The organism is Acidithrix sp. C25, assembly GCF_904848545.2.
The window spans coordinates 306,437-324,919 of the sequence record NZ_CAJHCI020000007.1 but is presented as its reverse complement, the minus strand read 5'-3'; the positions used below and the strand labels follow the sequence as shown (position 1 = coordinate 324,919).

Annotated in this window: 12 protein-coding genes; 4 read left to right on the top strand and 8 right to left on the bottom strand. The window is 48.3% G+C overall.

All coding sequences use genetic code 11. From position 1 onward, the window contains the following. Position 1: 1 nt before the first annotated feature. Positions 2 to 1,132 (bottom strand): phosphoserine transaminase, encoded by a 1,131-nt coding sequence (serC, locus tag ACIDITHRIX25_RS83035; RefSeq protein WP_052604593.1) that lies wholly within the window; start codon positions 1,130 to 1,132, stop codon positions 2 to 4. Between the two features lie 34 nt (positions 1,133 to 1,166). Here serC and ACIDITHRIX25_RS83030 point away from each other — a divergent pair, with 34 nt between their 5' ends. Then, a complete protein-coding gene (locus tag ACIDITHRIX25_RS83030; RefSeq protein WP_052604594.1) occupies positions 1,167 to 2,381 on the top strand; it encodes a pyridoxal phosphate-dependent aminotransferase in 1,215 nt (404 codons plus the stop codon). 550 nt (positions 2,382 to 2,931) lie between these two features. On the opposite strand, the gene ACIDITHRIX25_RS83025 is transcribed toward ACIDITHRIX25_RS83030, so the two are convergent. Beyond that, positions 2,932 to 3,924, bottom strand: a complete 993-nt coding sequence (locus tag ACIDITHRIX25_RS83025) for an NAD(P)/FAD-dependent oxidoreductase (protein ID WP_213333473.1) — start codon at positions 3,922 to 3,924, stop codon at positions 2,932 to 2,934. A 190-nt stretch (positions 3,925 to 4,114) separates the two neighbouring features. Here ACIDITHRIX25_RS83025 and serA point away from each other — a divergent pair, with 190 nt between their 5' ends. The 3 genes from serA (at position 4,115) to ACIDITHRIX25_RS83010 (ending at position 10,193) form a co-directional block, all read left to right on the top strand. Then, positions 4,115 to 5,680, top strand: a complete 1,566-nt coding sequence (gene serA, locus ACIDITHRIX25_RS83020) for a phosphoglycerate dehydrogenase (RefSeq protein WP_052604601.1) — start codon at positions 4,115 to 4,117, stop codon at positions 5,678 to 5,680. Between the two features lie 1,155 nt (positions 5,681 to 6,835). After that, the gene (locus tag ACIDITHRIX25_RS83015) at positions 6,836 to 8,386 is read left to right on the top strand and encodes a 2-isopropylmalate synthase (RefSeq protein WP_052604598.1); all 1,551 of its coding nucleotides are present in this window, start codon (positions 6,836 to 6,838) and stop codon (positions 8,384 to 8,386) included. A 916-nt stretch (positions 8,387 to 9,302) separates the two neighbouring features. After that, positions 9,303 to 10,193 (top strand): hypothetical protein, encoded by an 891-nt coding sequence (locus ACIDITHRIX25_RS83010; RefSeq protein ID WP_052606380.1) that lies wholly within the window; start codon positions 9,303 to 9,305, stop codon positions 10,191 to 10,193. Here the strand turns inward: ACIDITHRIX25_RS83010 and ACIDITHRIX25_RS83005 are convergent. From ACIDITHRIX25_RS83005 to ACIDITHRIX25_RS82980, 6 genes are all read right to left on the bottom strand, one after another. Then, on the bottom strand, positions 10,152 to 12,473 hold the full coding sequence (locus ACIDITHRIX25_RS83005) for a putative bifunctional diguanylate cyclase/phosphodiesterase (protein WP_052606381.1): 2,322 nt from the start codon (positions 12,471 to 12,473) through the stop codon (positions 10,152 to 10,154). The two genes, ACIDITHRIX25_RS83010 and ACIDITHRIX25_RS83005, sit on opposite strands and share 42 nt — an antisense overlap. Before the next feature lie 207 nt (positions 12,474 to 12,680). Then, complete coding sequence (locus ACIDITHRIX25_RS83000) at positions 12,681 to 13,373, bottom strand: ABC transporter ATP-binding protein (RefSeq protein WP_052606382.1); 693 nt, start codon at positions 13,371 to 13,373, stop codon at positions 12,681 to 12,683. Between the two features lie 6 nt (positions 13,374 to 13,379). Further along, complete coding sequence (locus tag ACIDITHRIX25_RS82995; RefSeq protein WP_052606383.1) at positions 13,380 to 14,942, bottom strand: hypothetical protein; 1,563 nt, start codon at positions 14,940 to 14,942, stop codon at positions 13,380 to 13,382. 5 nt (positions 14,943 to 14,947) lie between these two features. Further along, on the bottom strand, positions 14,948 to 15,970 hold the full coding sequence (gene ilvC, locus ACIDITHRIX25_RS82990; protein ID WP_052606384.1) for a ketol-acid reductoisomerase: 1,023 nt from the start codon (positions 15,968 to 15,970) through the stop codon (positions 14,948 to 14,950). 4 nt (positions 15,971 to 15,974) lie between these two features. Next, on the bottom strand, positions 15,975 to 16,559 hold the full coding sequence (ilvN, locus tag ACIDITHRIX25_RS82985; RefSeq protein ID WP_082058741.1) for an acetolactate synthase small subunit: 585 nt from the start codon (positions 16,557 to 16,559) through the stop codon (positions 15,975 to 15,977). Beyond that, positions 16,560 to 18,281: an acetolactate synthase large subunit gene (locus ACIDITHRIX25_RS82980; protein WP_052606385.1), complete on the bottom strand. Its 1,722-nt coding sequence runs from the start codon at positions 18,279 to 18,281 to the stop codon at positions 16,560 to 16,562. Between the last annotated feature and the right edge of the window lie 202 nt (positions 18,282 to 18,483).

Below are 18,483 nucleotides of genomic sequence, written 5' to 3'. Positions count from 1 at the left end.
TTTAGAGATTCTCCACCACATAGTCGATACAAGCAACCAGAGCTTCAACATCTGCGGGCTCCACGGCTGGAAAGACCGCTACTCGGAGCTGGTTGCGACCAAGCTTCCTGTATGGCTCGGTGTCAACGACACCATTCTTCCTGAGCGTGCTTGCAACCACGGTCGCATCGATAGCATCGTCCAAATCAATTGTCACAACAACTTTGGATCGCATCTCTTCGTCTTGTACAAACGGAGTAGCATACGAAGATGCCTCAGCCCAGCTATATAAAGTCGCTGAGGAGGTTGCACACCTCTTGGTCGTAAAGTCAATCCCACCATTTGCCAACATCCATTGAACTTGGTTGTTCATAAGAAAGATCGTCGCGAGTGCTGGTGTGTTATAGGTTTGATCAAGTCGAGAGTTGTCAATTGCAATACTCAGATCCAATGCCGGAGGAATATAGCGTCCACTTGCTTTGATCTCGCCAACACGCTCGACAGCAGCCGGCGACATCAACGCAAACCAAAGGCCACCATCTGAGGCAAATGCCTTTTGAGGCGCAAAATAATAACAATCGAACTCAAGCGGGTCAACCGCAAGACCAGCGGCTCCGGAAGTAGCGTCGACGGCGACCAAACCTTTAGCACCAATCGGTCGATTAATCGTCATTGCCACGCCAGTGGAGGTCTCGTTGTGAGTAAGTCCATAGAGGTCGATAGATGAATCGGCGACCGCCTCGGGATGGGTGCCTGGCTCCGACTTGATAATCATCGGATCTTCTATAAAGGGAGCAGCCTTTGCCGAGGCTGCAAATTTCGCCGAGAATTCGCCGAAAGATAGGTGCTGGCTCTTTCTTTCAATCAATGAAAATACGGCAGTATCCCAAAAGTAGGTAGAGCCGCCATTGCCAAGTACGACTTCATAACCGTCCGGAAGGATAAAGAGGTCAGAGAGTCCTCGGCGGAGCTCACCGACGACAGACTTTACAGTTTTTTGACGATGCGACGTTCCCAAGAAGTCGCCCGAACGTGCAAGGAGGGCTTCGACGGCTTCTCGACGAACCTTAGAAGGTCCAGAACCGAAACGACCATCCTTAGGAAGCAGCTCCGAAGGGATTAGGATATCTGTGTTAACTTTTTTCTCGCTCATAGTTGCGCAGTTCTCACCTTAGGGGGTAGATGTGATGTCAGAGGGTAAGCCCAGGGTCTCACGACGGATTGGCTCCGTAGCCGAATCCGCGACGCTAGCCATCGACGCGAAAGCTAAAGCTCTCAAAGCCTCCGGTGTTGACATCATCGGTTTCGGCGCTGGAGAACCAGACTTTCCTACTCCGGCTTCCATCGTAGAGGCCGCAGCTAAAGCATGTGCAGATGTTAAAAATCATCGTTATACTCCAACGGCTGGATTACCGGAATTACGTGCAGCAATCGTTACAAAAACAGCTCGCGACTCCCAGGTGGAGATCACAACAAATCAGACTTTGGTAACCAACGGAGGCAAGCACGCCATCTACAACGCATTTGCAACTCTCCTGGATCCAGGCGATGAAGTGCTGATTCCTGAGCCCTATTGGACGACCTACCCCGAGGCAGTGAAGCTTGCTGGGGGAACTCCTATCGCCGTTCCAACAACCTTAGAATCAGAGTTTAAGGTATCGCCAGCAACCATTGAGAAATATGTCACACCTCGTACAAAATTATTCCTCTTCGTCTCTCCTTCTAACCCAACAGGTAGTGTTTATAGCCCAGAGGAGACCAAGGAGATCGCTCAATTCTGCGCGGATAAAGACCTTTGGATCTTGGCGGATGAGATCTACGAGCACCTAACCTATGACGGCATCAAAGCCGAATCAATTGCAAACCACGATCCGCGCGGCCTCGACAAGATAGTAATAGTCAACGGTGTCGCGAAGACTTACGCTATGACCGGATGGCGTGTCGGTTGGATGATTGGAGCGCCCGATATCGTCGCTGCCGCAATCAATCTTCAATCTCAATCCACTTCCAACGTTGCAAACATCTCACAAAGAGCAGCTATTGAGGCGCTAATTGGAGATCAAGGCCCTGTATCCATCATGAGAGAGGCCTTTGACCGACGACGAAAGCTAATAACTAGCCTACTCTCAGAGGTACCTGGAATTAACTGCCCTCTACCAAAGGGTGCTTTTTATGTCTATCCCGATGTAAGTGGACTTTTAGGTCGCGACTTTGGTGGAGTTAGACCTTCGTCAACGTCCGAATTGGCCTCGGTCATTCTAGATCAGGCAAAGGTAGCAGTTGTTCCCGGTGAAGCATTTGGAACTCCGGGGTACTTTAGGCTTTCATATGCCCTCTCCGACAATGACCTTGAGATTGGCATCTCCCGTATCGCTAAATTAGTTAGCGAATCAGCCCAATAGATAAATTTCGGATTTGGATTGGTCTTCGCCTAGCATGAATTACCAACCCAAATCCGAGTTTTCAAAGCAAGGCCCCTGCACTATTGCTATGGGACTTGCCTCCAATTGCTCGGTGCTAGTCCCATGAACTGTCTAGCACCATAGACCTGTCTGGTTGGAATGCGATTCGAAGCCCATTAGGCAATAGCCTCTGTAGCTAGGAGTTTTTGAAGCAGGTGTGGCGTCCAACCGAATCTGCATCCAAATATCCCTTAAATAGGTATTTACCAGCAATTGCCAAGGTGTCCCGTATTGCAAAACTAAAAACCCAAGCACTAACACCTAGGCAAATTCTACAAAATATTATCCGCCAATCAACCCTCGCTCCTATCAACCAAGACAACTTTGGGTCGCAGGCATCCACTTTCATGTGGTTCTTTCATCCCGTACTTGCAGATAGCTCATCCAGGTGGCTCGTAGACCAACTAAGATTAATGCTAGGTGCCGATTGACAACTGTCCTAAAATCAACGATTCTAAAACCAAAGATGCAGCACCTAAGCTAAAGCAAATTAGCCAAGATATTCCCTTACTGCCGCTGCTGCTCTCAATCCCGACAGATAAGCACCTTCGACTTTTGAACTTCCATAGCCATCACCGGAAAATATCAACGGAAGCGCTCCCGATCCTCCAATTCGGCCAAGATCCATAACCGCTTCTGGATAGATCGATATCGGCGAGGCGTACCTCCAGCTCTTTACTTGCATTTCGGAGATAGGAACCTCGCCAATCAATTCAAATAAATTCTCCCTCAAAATTGATTCAATCTCTCCTTGAGAGTAATTACCGTAAAAAAGTTCGAGCGAGATCTCGTCGCCTAAATGAAGAGTCAGCGCATTTTTGGCAGATATCCCCTTTTGCTTATTGTCCGCCAAGAAGTTCACCTTTGAATTAGGGCGTTGAATAGGCTGGATCGGCCCAAAGTCACCATCATCCATCATCACAAATAGACCACTTATCGTTGGGTTATAAGCAATAAAGCCAAGACTATCCCTAATTATCGTGACGCTTGATGAAGGCAGGTCTTTAGTTATCTCGATCGCCGAAGGGCACGGGATTGCAATTACCAATTGCTTTGCAAAATAGTCGTGTGGGTGACCATGTATGTGAAACTTTGAGTCCTCATATGTAATAGACGATACGGCATTCTGAAGATCCATGCGAATCCCCGTCGCTAAGTCTTTAGCAATGGAGTTCATTCCGTGCACTCCTATGTATCGGGGGTGACCGTCTGACTCGCCCTGAAAACCATAAGTCCATACCTTGGAGATGGAACGATTACTCCATTTGGTGACCTCATTGGCGAATTCCTGGGAGCGTACGGTAAAAAATTGAGCCCCATGATCGAAAGTCGCATCTCCGATTCGCCGAGTAGCCAACCGCCCACCAGGAGACCTCGCTTTATCCACAACAACCAGATCAATATCTCCGGAAAGCTCAGAAGCCGCAACTAAGCCCGATAGACCAGCACCAATAATAACAAGATCCACAGAGTTTTGAGCCATCTAAAAACGCTAGCCGACGGGCCTTAGAATTGCCACAGCGATTCAAATGGATGGTCAAAAAGAGCAACACCACATTTTTGGCGCCTACAACTAGGCTTGAGGGTACGAATTCCAATAAGAGAATCGATGCTTGATGTCGGTCTCAAATAAGATTCGAATTACCATTTTCCCGATAGCTTTGAGGAGAACGATGGCCAGAATACTGGTAACCGAAGAAATAGCCGATAGCGGGCTCGACCTGCTCCGTGCAGACGGCCACGAAGTAGACATCCAACTAAGACTCTCGCCCCAAGAACTTCTCGAGGCGATCAAAGGAGCAGCCGGACTAATAATTCGCTCGGCCACCAAGGTAACCGCCGAAGTGATCGACGCTGGGAGCGATCTTCTTGTAGTCGGACGAGCCGGAATTGGTTTGGATAACGTAGACGTAGATTACTCGACCAAACGTGGAGTAATGGTCGTAAATGCACCTCAATCAAATATCCTTTCCGCTGCGGAATTGACAGTGGCGCTCATCTTGGCTCAAGCAAGGAACATTCCCCAGGCCCATTCGGCATTAGTAGCAGGTAAGTGGGAACGATCCAAGTGGGAAGGGGTCGAACTCTTTGGCAAGGTTTTGGGAGTAGTTGGACTCGGCAGAATAGGTGCACTCGTAGCCCAACGAGCCTTAGCCTTTGGGATGAAGCTCATAGCCTATGACCCCTACGTATCTAGCGATCGCGCTCGTCAGATGGGTGTAGAGTTAGTAGACCTCGATAGCCTCATGGAACGATCTGACTTCATAACGATTCACCTTCCAAAGAGCAAAGAGACAATTGGAATCATAGGCAAGGAGATGCTCGCCAAGGCCAAGCCAACCGCACGAGTGATCAATGTTGCTCGAGGCGGAATCGTAAACGAGGATGCACTATTTGAGGCACTCTCTGAGAACCGAATTGCAGGGGCTGCTTTAGATGTCTTTGGAACTGAGCCCTGCACCACATCACCACTCTTTACTCTCAAAAATGTGGTTGTCACCCCACACCTTGGAGCGAGCACCTCAGAGGCACAAGACAAAGCGGGCGTCACAATTGCTGAGCAATTGAAGCTTGCCCTTGCCGGAGACTTCGTTCCCTTTGCTGTCAATGTCAATGCCGCCGAAGTTCCAGAAAATGTAAAGGCATACCTACCCCTAGCTGAATCTCTAGGCCGATTCATCTCCACCCTAGAAGGTAGTCTTCCTGATACACTTACCATCGAGTATCAGGGACTTTTGGCAAGCGGAGATACTCGTTTGCTTTCGCTATCAGCACTCAAGGGAATCTTCGGTGCTGGCACCAACGAACCTGTCTCTTATGTAAACGCTCCGGCACTTGCAAAAGAGCGTGGTCTAGAGGTGAAAGAGTCCTTTAGTGAACAAGCAAAAGATTACGTTAGCCTACTTACACTCTCTAGCGGCAGCCATAGCGTTTCAGCCACAGTCACTGGACCAAATAAGGATCCAAGGATCGTAGCAGTTGACTCCCATAGGGTAGAAATTCCACCTGCTCAAAATATGCTCGTTGTTCGCAACGACGATGAGCCTGGAAAGATCGGCGTAGTCGCGACAATTCTCGGGAATGCCGGATATTCAATCTCTTCGATGGCTGTAGGCCCATCACATGACGGCAAGACCGCCCTAATGATTCTCTCGACCAACGTTGAGCCCACTGCCGAGATCCTTGCTCAGATAAAGTCAGCTCCAGGAATCATATACGCTCGAAGCGTCTCCTGCTAAAAAGGTAACAGCGACGCATGAGTCCCACTTAGCGATCACTGCTACCTTGACAAAGGTAACCATAATTTAAGGCGTAGAAGTCGTACCACGGCCCCTTCTACGCCTTAAATTAATCCTAAATAACTCGAGATCCGAGCCCACATTACAGCTCGAACACCTCCACAAAATTGTGTCACCGACTACTCCCGGCCCCTCTATCGACCCCTTGGATTAAGTTCACCTTTAGCGGGCCAGCTAACGACAACAATAGCCCACCAGAAGGTTTCGCTAAATTCTGGGTTATCCTAAATCTTCTGTGCCCACAGCGCTTTGTCTTCGCATCATGTGTGGCCTAATCGGATTTGATACCTAGCAAATGAACACTACCACATACCCAAAACTCCCATCGAATAAACATCGCCTAGCGACATGAGATCTAAAGTGCCTTGCCTGTACTTTTTGAATTGCATCTTCCAACGAGTTCATGGCTGCCGCTTTGCACACATCAAAAGGGATGGCAAAGAGCCGGATCTAGTGACAAAATTATTTAGCAACCTCGAACATCAAAGATCGATCAGAGACACCGACTTCTGTGCTCTCACGATGGCAATATTTAGAACTCAAAATCACATGGAGAGAGATCAGTCACCGATCTCACTCCTTAGTGTTTCCAAAGCGCCAATGGCCATCAATGAAAATCCCTTTCATGGCGCTCCTTGGAAAATAACTATTATTTAGCGCCTAATTAAGATCTGGTCCGAAAGAAAAATCCAAACGATCAAAAAGCCAGCCTGCAAAATGACCTCTCGTTTCTCAGCTGCCATCGCGACGAGGAATTTGACTCAATCGAGCGCGAAAAAACAACCTAACCTCGACATGACTCCTTGAGTCAAATCCGATAAAAGGGCTCAAAGCTACGATTTCCTTGTCTTTGAAGCGAGATATTTTAATAAACTAAGTGCTATTCAAGCGCTAGGAATAAAAAAGTTCGACTATCATTGCCATTAATGGTTTCCCAATTTTCTTATCTCCTATCCCTAACCTGAGCGCGGTCTTCGACAATCGAAGCACCGCTACAGCCTCTGTGTTCGTTTTTGAACACGGAGGTTTTTTATTTTCTGGTGAGTGTTTAGCACTAGGTAAGAAATTGAAACAAAACGAAAGGCGAATACGGCAATGAGCCAAGATGCAGAAAAACTGATAATCTTCGATACGACTTTGAGAGACGGCGAACAATCTCCAGGAATTTCACTTGACGCTACAGAGAAACTCGAGATTGCAGAACAGCTAGCAAGGCTCAACGTCGATTATATCGAAGCAGGATTTCCCGTTTCTAGTCAGGGTGACTTCGAAGCTGTATCCCTAATTGCATCACGCATTCAAGGGCCTGTAATCGCAGCACTCTCACGGACCCATCTCTCGGACGTCGATAGATGCTGGGAAGCCCTAAAGCATGCTCAACAAGCACGCATTCACGTTTTCATCTCAACGTCACCCGTCCATATGGAGAATATGCTCAAGATGAACGAAGCCCAAGTACTTAGCGAAACCCGATCGGGCGTAGCAAGGGCTAAAGAGCACACCAACGACGTTGAGTTCTCTCCTCAAGATGCTACCCGTACGCCACTGGACTTTATGATCGAAGTTCTTCAGGCAGCCGTGGATTCAGGAGCGAATACTCTCAACGTCCCAGACACGGTTGGTTATGGAATTCCATGGGACTTTGGTGCGCTGATAGCTTATGTGCGTAAAAACGTAAGCGGCGACTATGTAATTTCAACGCACTGCCACAACGATTTGGGCTTAGCGACAGCCAACTCTCTCGCTGGCGTAGCAGCAGGAGCCCGTCAGGTTGAAGTGTGTGTAAACGGACTTGGAGAGCGCGCTGGCAATGCAGCACTTGAAGAAGTCGTCATGGCACTCAAGATACGCGGCGACCAATTTCCTGGAATTTATAGTCAAGTTAAAACCGAGGAGATCGCAAGGACCTCAAGGCTCGTATCTCGTCTAACTGGATATCCACTACAGTACAACAAGGCTGTGGTTGGTCGAAATGCCTTTACCCATGAGTCTGGCATTCACCAACATGGCGTTCTCAAGGACCGAAGCACATACGAGATCATTGACGCAGAGTCGGTTGGCCAAAAAGGTTCGCAGATCGTACTCGGCAAGCATTCAGGAAGGCATGCGTTTGCCGACACACTCTCGAAGATGGGAATCACAATAGTTGGAGATGCCCTCAATGCCGCATTCGCGCGTTTCAAGGAACTCGCGGATCGAAAGCTCGATATCACCGAAGCAGATCTTGAAGCCATCGTCGCTGAAGAATTAGGGACTGTCGCGACTGACGTTTATAGCCTTGAAGAGCTCCATGTCTCCGGTGGTACCGTCGGGACTCCAATAGCGAAGGTCGTTCTCTCTAGCGAAAACGGCAAAGTTGAGGCCTCGTCCGAAGGTAACGGAATGATAGATGCAGCAGGTAAAGCCATTCAGCTCGCTACTGGAACCAAGGCCAACCTAATTGGCTTTTCCGTCTCTTCAGTCACAGGTGGCGTCGATGCAATTGGCGACGTAGTTGTTCAACTTGAATCCGACGGAATCAAGGTATCTGGTAAAGGCATATCGACTGATGTGGTAGAAGCATCTGCACGGGCATACCTAAATGCTGTCAATCGCCTAGCAAGAGCTAACGCCCGCAAGGCCACTACTCCAGAAGTTGGACCATAAGACAAACAACAAACTTTCGGATCGACCAAAGCACTCTTCAAGGCCAAACCCGCGGCCGAGTAGAAACCTGAACTTACGAGCCAAGACCACACCAAAGGTAGTCTTGGCTCGTTGTCGTCTTCCAGACATAGACTGCCAGACACAGACCAAAAACTTCCCTGTCTCTATCCCATGTCACTCTAAAAGATCAAAGTGCCAACTAGCCAATAGAGACCTCCTTACTCACTTTCGCGAAACAGCGCGTGAATCATTAGATCTACACAACTCTTGGTGATTCGACTTTTGAAGTAACCTCAAATTACCAGCGCGCCCAGTAATTGAACACGCCTTCGAATGTGTGTGATAGGTACTCAAAGGCAATTGCTCATATCTTTAGACGCATGTGCTTTCGAAGTGCCAATATAGCTCCTTTACACTCCTGCGATCCGTTAGGTCTCTTAGGCAAGACCTGGCTTTTTGATCCCTCATTACAACGGCTAAAAACCATAGACAAACTATTTAAAAAGCCGACTTTGAACAATTTTTTGAAGTTCTACACGAACACTGGCCACCGGTTCCTAGATAGATGGAAGGAGATTGCCAGTGGCGCGATGGCCCTATTTACCAAGTGGCGACGAGATGAAGAGCGGATCATCTTGCTTGTATTTTCAAGCTATAATAATTAAGTAGCTACCAAATTTAGTCAAAGAAAGGCCGACTGTCGCGCAACATTTTATTCAATAGGGCGCCGCTGGTCTGCGCCTCCCAAACTTCCATCTCTTGACGAGATGATGATAAATCGGTCTCGCAGACCGCTTCTGAGCTTGTCAATTTATGGGTGATCTCACTTTGCAATATCCAAGCCTCGCCCTCCTTCCTTGGACAAGGCGAACAACCATCATCACAATGGACCTTTTCTCATTATTAGGACACTAGCTTGGATTCCAGAAAAGAAATTAAAATAGGCGCCTACGAGATCGGCGAAATAGCTAAAACCGTCATCGATCCCAATTCATCAAGAGCTTTTGGTATATATGCTTTTTCAGGCGATCACCCAGGTGTCCATCTAGCCAAATCCGTCGAAGAGCAGGTCTTTCTCGATACCTATGGCAACACAAGTGATCAGCTAAATACTGAATACTATCCATATCTAGATCGCTCCATCTTCCTATGCGTGATCAACCATTCGCTTTCACTTCCCGTTGCATCGATGAGGATAATTCTGCCCTCAGAAAGCGGCACTGGATCAAAGAGCCTTGACGACATCTCTGCTCACTGGGGAATTGAGCCTGTAGCATTAAAGATTCGCCAAGGCGAGAAAATGCCTCTAAATAACTTTTGGGATATCGCGACCCTTTCCGTTCATCGTCAATTTCAAGGCAGAGCAGCTCCTGGTCTAATTGCCATAAGCCTCTACCGTGCATATGTGACAGCTTCTCAAAGCTGTGGTGTTGACTGGACGATCGCCATCTTAGATGATCGTCTATTTAGATTTGGCAACTGGCAATTTGGTGGGACTTGGTCGCGCTTTGAGGATCTTGAACCAAAGGCATATCTAGGTTCAGAGGCTTCGCATCCAGTCTGGTGTCAACTATCCAAATGGCAACAAAGACTTTGGGCCTACAAGCCCGACCTTCACGAGAGCATATTCAGCCCTGGAGGACCTTCACCGACAGTAGAGGAGCTCTCGATAGATTCCTTTAGAAAACAGTTTTTTTCAATCCAGAAGCACTACCCCGCTGAAGGTGAAGTCATCAACCTTCGAGAGTTGGAAAAAGATCGAAATTCAAACGTCGAAGGCGAAAAAAAGATTGCTCGCTCGTTCTAAGTCGCCAATTGTCAAATGAAGATCCGCGGCTTCAACAGGCCTTGATAGATAAAAACCCTGAATAGAGTCACAGCCAAGTTGAAAAATCCGCTGGGCTTGAATCAGTGTCTCGACGCCCTCTGCTATGGTTGACATCCCCAGAGATTTCGCCATTGCGACGATCGACCCTATAAGCCTTGCGTCTGGAGAGTCCAAAGAGACCATAGAGTCGATAAAGGATTTATCGATCTTGAGTTTATCAACTGGAAATTTAGTCAAATATGCCAGAGACGAATAGCCAGAGCCAAAATCATCTATCGCAAGACGAACCCCAAGCTCCTTCAGCGCAAGCAAAATAGCAAAGGAGTTATCAAGGTTCTCCATAACCATCGACTCGGTAAGCTCAATACACAGGCTACGGCCCTCGACCTTATGGCGGACAAGGGCATCATGAACTCGAATAGCTAAATTACTATCGATCAACTGTCCGACTGAGAGATTGACCGAGACGTAAAAGTCGTCGTCCAAGCTCATTTCCCTATTCAACGAGGTGAAGCGATCTAGTGCTATATCGAGCACCCAAGCACCGATCTCTAAGATCATTCCAGACTCTTCGGCAATGGGTATGAAGTCCGTCGGCGAAATTAGACCATGTCTCGGATGATTCCACCTAATTAGCGCTTCTACCCCTTCGACTCGTCCAGTCCTCGTAGCAATAATTGGCTGATATACCAAAAATAATTGATCGAGCTCAATGGCTCTGCGCAAGTCGTACTTCAATTCGAGTCGCCTTGTAACTTCAGTCTGCATCGAAGAGTCAAATACCCTAAAAGTATCCCGCCCCGCCATCTTGGCTTGAAACATTGCCGTATCTGCGCTTCTCAAAAGGGCTTCGGTGTCAAGAGAGTCATTGGGTGAGGTAAGGGCGATTCCAAAGCTTCCAGTCACAAAGAACTTCAGACCATTGACTAAAAATGGTTCACGCAGGAAATCCCGCAAATCAGCGGCGACCGCCGTAGCCACTGCAGCATCTGGGACATCTTTTAGAACGATCAAAAACTCATCGCCACCAAGGCGGGCAACTAGATCGCTTTGGCGAACCCGCAACCGCAACCGTTGTGCTACGCCAATGAGCAACAGATCCCCAAAGGTGTGACCAAAGGAGTCGTTTATCAATTTGAACTGATCTAGGTCCACGAATATCAATGCAACGAACGAAGACTTCGACGCGGAATCCTCCAAAATTCGGGCTAGTTCCTCCGACAAAAGTCGTCGATTGGGAAGACCAGTCAATGCATCGTAAGCGGCTACGTGGGCCAACTGGTCTTCGGAGCGCCGTGCAACCGACATTGCGCGCAAAACCCGTGTCGTTGCCGCGCCGACAAGGCCTATGTCAACCACAAAGACTACTACTCGATCGGAGAAAGAGACCGACTGTTGACCGAAGATCAAAAACGCTGGGGTGGCCAAGGAAAGAGTAATCAAGCTGAACTGAATACGTTGATAACCCTTACCACGGTGTGAATCCGAGATTGAAAGTCGCCTCATAGAGGGCGAGAGAGCGCAACAACTCGCTAAAACGTATGCGCCCCCGTATGGGAGTCCCAAAATTGACAGTGGCAAGTGTAGTAGATCCGCGTCTACAAACATATACAAACTGTCACCCAAGAACATCATCGAGAATGCGCCAAGTAAGAGCCAGTAGGCGACAGATCGTCGGACATCACTCGTAAATGCAATGCGAAGGACCAATATCAAAAGAATCGACGACATCGGCGGATATGCAACTAGAGCAAGTCTTATTGAGATAGAAATTCCTCGGCTCGCACCTAGTGGTTCAATCAGAAAGACCCACGCAACAGCCAAAACCGATAGTCCAGCCATCAATCCATCCAAAATGGCATCAACGGTCTTACCTCGGTCATAGCGCTTCCCGCCTGAGAGTCGCATGAGGCCAGCTGCAAGAATGATATACCCTGGAATAATAATTAAATCGGGTACGAGGGAACGCGAAGGTGTCAAATTCCCCAGTGTGCCCAGAAGCGAACTAAGGGTGCCCCCAGCAATGAATAACCAGAGCGCGCCAAAGATCATCCACCAATTCCAATTGGGGGATGGTCTAAACCTAAGAATACCAACTGCTACAAAAATCGTTGAAACGACGGCGACAAAAACTGGCACAAAGCGCTCAACCGGGCCAAAGAGATCTAGGGCGAAGGCTATCAAAACGACAGTTCCACCCAATGCAACTACGCTCGACGGTGACAATCTCACCTTTATTGCACCGATCTCAAAGGTCATGGCTTACTTTCGGTGTTGTTGCATTTATGTAACAACCAAATTATCGCCATATTGAGGCACTTACTTGAAAAAGATCATGAAATTTATCATCCCAAGCCAGATAATTTAGCGATTGCTACCCCGCGGCAATAAAACAATCCACCATCAAGTGGCGTAACCCTTATAAGCACTCTGCCACCCGTAAAAAGAGAGTCTCCCGTAACCCTCTTAGCTATCAATTCTGCCAATATCGGGCTTTCCAACATAGGAAACTTTACCATCGCTAATTGTCACCATCTGGTTAGCAATAGCCAATAACTCGGGCGCATGTGTAGCTATTAGAACCGCAGCACCAGAGGTAGCCGCATCACCGAGAATTGCTAGGAGTGCCTTCTTTCCAGAGGCATCAAGTCCCGCATATGGCTCATCTAAAACCAAGAGCTTAAATGACCGAACTAGCCCCATCGAAAGAGCAGTCTTTTGCCGTTGCCCCCTCGAAAATCCCCTTGGAAGGCGCTGGCCAAGTTCTTGAATCGCAAACTCTTCCAAAAGCTGATCGGCTCGTTCCTGATAATCCATAAATCCCGAAAGGCGAGCGGCGAAACTCAAATGCTCCATCACAGTTAAGTCGGAATAGAGTGCCGGTTCGTCAAAGACCACCGACGTTACCGCCCTAGCTTGACGACTGCCCCCCTTAGCACCCAAAATGTCAATAGATCCGCTATCGGGAGAGACAAGACCTGCAATGGCTTTGACTAAAGTAGTTTTACCTGCGCCGTTCATACCTACAAGGCAACAAATAGAACCTCGCTTGATGTCGAAAGTGACTCCCTTTAAAATAGGGATATCGTCAAACTTCTTGTCGACATTCTTGACCGAGAGGACTATATCTGACTTCTTGGCCTCTGTATTCTTTGCCACTTAGAACTACTCCGCTTTCAAAATTTTCTGTCCGCCTATCCATGCCCAACCCGCCAAGGGAGCAATAAGCACAAAAGATGACGCCGAAAGTGCTGCACTTGATGCAGACGAATGATGGGCCAACGCGCCGTGGGCATTTATTGCAGCCACTATCCAGGCATTGGCAATTATTACAGGAATTAGCTCAATGAAAAACTTGAAGGCCTGCACCTCTGGTACCAGCACAAAGGCCGATACATCTTGACCTTTGCCACTTCGAACCTGGGCTACAGCACCTCCGAAGACGCTGGTAATCGCCATCGCAACGCTCAGGGGCAACAAAATGCTAAATGTCGTACCGGAAACCAAAAAGTAAACGATTACATCAGAGACCAAAGTCAATACAATTGCGATTGCTGCTGGCAGCATCGTAGATCGATTCAATAACCATCCATCTTCAACTGGATAGTTCACAAACCTATCAGCCTTGTCAACCAACGAACCAACTGAATCAGACAACTCGAGGCCCATTACAAAACAAAGCGGCACTGCCACGAAAAATAAAATCACTGAATGCAGCCAGGCGTTTGCAATGATGAAAACGACTGACAAATTCAAGATGAAAAGACGAATATACCTCTTGATGGACCAGTTGTAAATATTCGACAACGAGCGAAGCGAAGGTGTTGACTTCGGTGTACGAAATAAAGCTTCAGCGATTTTAGGCAATCTGCGCCCAACATAACCGTTCTCACCCAAAGATCTTGATATGCCAATAATGCTTCTTACGTCTCGCATTCCAATTGCAAAGCGGAGGCGCGAAATTAGCTCAGAGTGACGTTCTATGGGCTCCAGATCTGCCTTCGGAAGTCGAAGCACCCCTAATATCCCAATCACTAAGCCTGTCGCGAGCACGACCATATTTTGCAGATCCGTCGGAGACATTGCCTTTAATGGTCCGCCCAAAACGGCGATAGGAGAGGTGGAACCCGAGAGAATAGGGACCACTCCAACCAATATCAATACTAACCCAAGTGCATATCCCTTGATCCCACTGAGTGAAAAACTCACAGATAAAAGCGCCATGCCGGCATAGGCAAAGCCACACGCAATTCCAAAGATTCCAAAGTCAATAGCCGGTGTAGCTGCTTGGTGATGCGAAAGAGCGTGCAGCGCAACACCAACGCCACCGCCGCCAGCTGCTCCTATGTAACCATAGTGAAAAAGGGTTCGAATGGCTTTTTGTCTCAATAGCCGCTCTCGACCCACGTCCGACAAAAAGACCATCCGCATCTCTGGACGATGAACCGTGAGAGGACCGCCCCGAGTTCCTAGCATTGCGCCTAGAAATAAAATAAATAAGAATAAGGCGGTTCCGTAGTTGTTGGCATTCGAATGGAAAAAAGCGATGTCAGACGAGGTAGGAACGAAATAGGTCGATGATGTTGAGATAATATCAACCAAAAGTGCAGCGACGATGATCACGAAGTATCCCTTCACGATCACCGCCAACTTGTCATTGTTTTCTAGGAAGTGGGAACGCCGCGCAGATGAAAGCTCGCGCAGCAATTCCCTTTCTTGATTTGCCAAGGAATCTAGCCGCCAGAAACGTCGCGAATATTCGAAGAATTCGCTAGGAACGGCATCATATTACGAAGTTGTCTTCCAACTTCTTCAATTGGATGATTCGCAGCGGCGCTACGCAACTCGTTGAAGTGCTTCTGGCCATTCTCGTTCTCTGCGATCCATTCGTCTGCAAATTGACCAGAACGAATCTCATCCAAAACCTTCTTCATCTCGGCCTTCACGCCCGAAGAGATTACGCGAGGACCGATCTTCAAACCACCCCACTCAGCGGTCTCAGATACGGAGAACCACATTCCGGAGAGACCATCCTGATACAAAAGATCCACAATCAGCTTAAGCTCGTGCAGACATTCAAAATATGCCGACTCAGGTTGATATCCAGCCTCGACCAAGGTCTCAAAACCAGCAGTTACTAACGCAGAAAGCCCACCACAAAGTACGGTCTGTTCGCCAAAGAGGTCGGTCTCTGTCTCTTCAGAAAATGTTGTTTCCAACACGCCCGCCTTAGTCGATCCTATGTGATGCGCATAAGAAAGTGCCAGCTCACGTGCATTTGTTGTGGCGTCTTGATGAACTGCAATCAACGAAGGGATGCCTCCGCCTTCGGCATAGGTCCGACGAAGAAGATGGCCAGGCCCTTTTGGTGCGACCATTGCAACATCTATTCCTGGCGCCGGTTGAATCTGCTCATAGCGAATATTGAAGCCATGGGCAAATAAAAGAGCGTCACCGTCCTTTAGATTCGGGGCGATCTCTTCGTCGTAGATCTTCTTTTGAGCGGTGTCGGGGGCGAGCAACATTACTACGTCAGCCCATGCACTTGCATCACTAACGCTCATCGTGGTGAGCCCCGCATCCTTTGCCTTGACTACCGACGAAGATCCTTCCCGGAGGCCAACTACAACTTCAACACCTGAATCAGCCAAGTTCAGCGCATGTGCGTGACCTTGTGATCCATATCCGATAACCGCTACTTTTTTGCCTAGAAGCAAAGAAGGATTTGCATCGGCTTCGTAAAACATTTCAGCCATCTGGCTAGCTTGCCTTTCCCTTTGAAATTCCACCGCGCGAACTCGAACGAGTCAGCTTTGTTAAGGCAACTCGGCCAGTTCGCTGTACTTCTACTATTCCGAATACTTTAATCAGTTCGCTAAAGTCATCCAGTTTTTCCGGAGTATCTGCCAAGGCTAGTGTAAGACGTTCAAGACCAACGTCCAACACTTTCGCACCAAAGATTCCAGCCAACTCGAGTATTTGCGATCTACTTTGAGTGTCCGCTGCCACCACAGCAAGCAACAACTCCTGCTCAACAGAGTCTCGGGGATCGATCTCTGTAATTTTGATAACATTAATCAATTTATGGAGCTGCTTGGTGATCTGCTCTAGCGTTACCGACTCCAAATCTACAACAATGGTCAACCGTGAGAATCTCTGATCGTCGGTCGGCGCTACAGCAAGCGAATAGATGTTATAGCCGCGGCGTGAAAACAGCTGTGCCACCCGCGCCAAAACTCCCGCTTTATTCTCCACCAGTACCGATAGAACATGGTGATCTATCTCATTGGCGCTTTTTCCACCAGGTAAACTCATTGGAATAAGGTTAGGTCCTGAAACGGTCATCTACTTCCCTTCAAACATAGGTCCAAGAAAAACTTCATCGTTGGTCGAACCCGAGGGGACCATCGGGAAGACCTTCTCGCGCCAATCTGTCCTAAATTCGATAACCACAGATCGGTCATCGATCTCATTCGCCTTTTCAATCGCAGGGGCCACCTCTTCAGGAGATTCGACTCGAATGCCAACGCACCCCATAGCCTCTGCCCATTTGACGTAGTCTGGTAGGTCTGGAGAGAGATAAACCTCGGAATATCTTTGATCGTAAAACATCTCTTGCCACTGACGCACCATGCCAAGATAGGCGTTATTCAAAAGTGCAATCTTTACAGGAATTCGCTCGGCAGAGGCGGTCACCAACTCTTGGGCCGTCATTTGAAAACACCCATCTCCATCTACTGCCCAAACCATCTTGTCTGGTCGTCCTACCTTTGCACCTATGGCCGCGGGTATTGCAAATCCCATCGTTCCAAGGCCTCCTGAATTGATCCAGGTGTTTGCATCATTAAACTTCCAATACTGCGATCCCCACATCTGATGCTGTCCTACGCCTGAAGCCAGAATTGTTCCTGGAGGAGCCAGTGACGATAAGGTCTCAACAACGTACTGCGGCTTTAGCGAGCCATCGGCTGGATCTTTTTCATATGCAAGCGGATACTTTTCTTGCCACTGACGAATCTGAGAAATCCAAGCAGAGATATCTTGAGCTTGCATCTCACCTGCTTCGCCTCGATCGAGTGCCTCGATGAGCTCTTGAATGACCAGCTTTACGTCACCAACGATTGGGATATCGGCTCTACGCACCTTACCAAGTTCGGCAGGGTCAATGTCGACGTGGATAACCTTGGCATTTGGTGCAAAGCCAGAGACCTTCCCGGTTACCCTATCGTCAAACCTCGCGCCGAGCGTGATCAGCAAGTCAGCCTTTTGCATCGACGTTATGGCAGTGTAGTTGCCATGCATACCAGGCATACCGAGACATAGGGGATGCTCGTCGGGGAACGCTCCGCGACCCATCAAGGTCGTAACAACGGGAATCTGAGTCTTTTCGACAAGTGAAAATAGCGCACTTGTTGCATTAGCCCTGATACATCCACCGCCAATATAGAAAACCGGAGCCTTGGCCTCTTTGATCATTCGAGCAGCAGCCGCTATAGAGCGTGGGTGCCCCTTGGTATTAGGACGATAGCCAGGCAAGTCGATCGTCTCTGGCCAGTACCAATCCATCATCTGGTTAGCAACGTCCTTGGGGAGATCCACTAAGACGGGACCCGGGCGGCCAGTCGTAGCCACATGGAATGCTTGAGCTATGGTCTCTGGAATCTCATTCGCATCTTTTACGAGCCAGTTGTGCTTTGTAATACTCATGGTGATGCCAGTCGTATCTGCCTCTTGAAAGGCATCAGTCCCAATCGAAGAGGTCGCCACCTGACCAGTTATTACCACCATGGGAATCGAATCCATATATGCATCCGCAAGTGGCGTTACTATGTTGGTCGCGGCAGGTCCAGATGTAACAATCGCGACGCCCGGTCGGTTAGTTGCCTGAGCATACCCTTCGGCCATATGGCCAGCGCCTTGCTCATGACGGACCAAGATATGACGAATTGGTGAGTCTATAATAGGATCGTACACTGGCAAAATCGCCCCGCCAGGTAGGCCAAAAACGACGTCGACGCCCTGCATCTCAAGACTCTTGACTAATGCTTGTGCACCTGTTAATTTCATCTTATTGTCATCCTTCGTCCCGTAAACTCACGCTGCAATCATTTCAATAGTCAATTTGAGGTATAAAAAAACCTCCCTGTTGGGAGGTTAAGTAGCGCCTTGAAGCAGTGCTTCGGCGCTACAAGACTACAAGTACTACTTCAAAGAAGGCAGATAATTTCATTGCCCTATATCCTAATACCCATTCAACCATTCGTCAAAT

Excerpts from the sequence above, each read along its gene's own strand:
- serC (WP_052604593.1), bottom strand. The coding sequence starts at position 1,132 with ATGAGCGAGAAAAAAGTTAACACAGATATCCTAATCCCTTCGGAGCTG.
- ACIDITHRIX25_RS83030 (WP_052604594.1), top strand. The coding sequence starts at position 1,167 with ATGTCAGAGGGTAAGCCCAGGGTCTCACGACGGATTGGCTCCGTAGCC.
- ACIDITHRIX25_RS83025 (WP_213333473.1), bottom strand. The coding sequence starts at position 3,924 with ATGGCTCAAAACTCTGTGGATCTTGTTATTATTGGTGCTGGTCTATCG.
- serA (WP_052604601.1), top strand. The coding sequence starts at position 4,115 with ATGGCCAGAATACTGGTAACCGAAGAAATAGCCGATAGCGGGCTCGAC.
- ACIDITHRIX25_RS83015 (WP_052604598.1), top strand. The coding sequence starts at position 6,836 with ATGAGCCAAGATGCAGAAAAACTGATAATCTTCGATACGACTTTGAGA.
- ACIDITHRIX25_RS83005 (WP_052606381.1), bottom strand. The coding sequence starts at position 12,473 with ATGACCTTTGAGATCGGTGCAATAAAGGTGAGATTGTCACCGTCGAGC.
- ilvC (WP_052606384.1), bottom strand. The coding sequence starts at position 15,970 with ATGGCTGAAATGTTTTACGAAGCCGATGCAAATCCTTCTTTGCTTCTA.
- ilvN (WP_082058741.1), bottom strand. The coding sequence starts at position 16,559 with ATGACCGTTTCAGGACCTAACCTTATTCCAATGAGTTTACCTGGTGGA.
- ACIDITHRIX25_RS82980 (WP_052606385.1), bottom strand. The coding sequence starts at position 18,281 with ATGAAATTAACAGGTGCACAAGCATTAGTCAAGAGTCTTGAGATGCAG.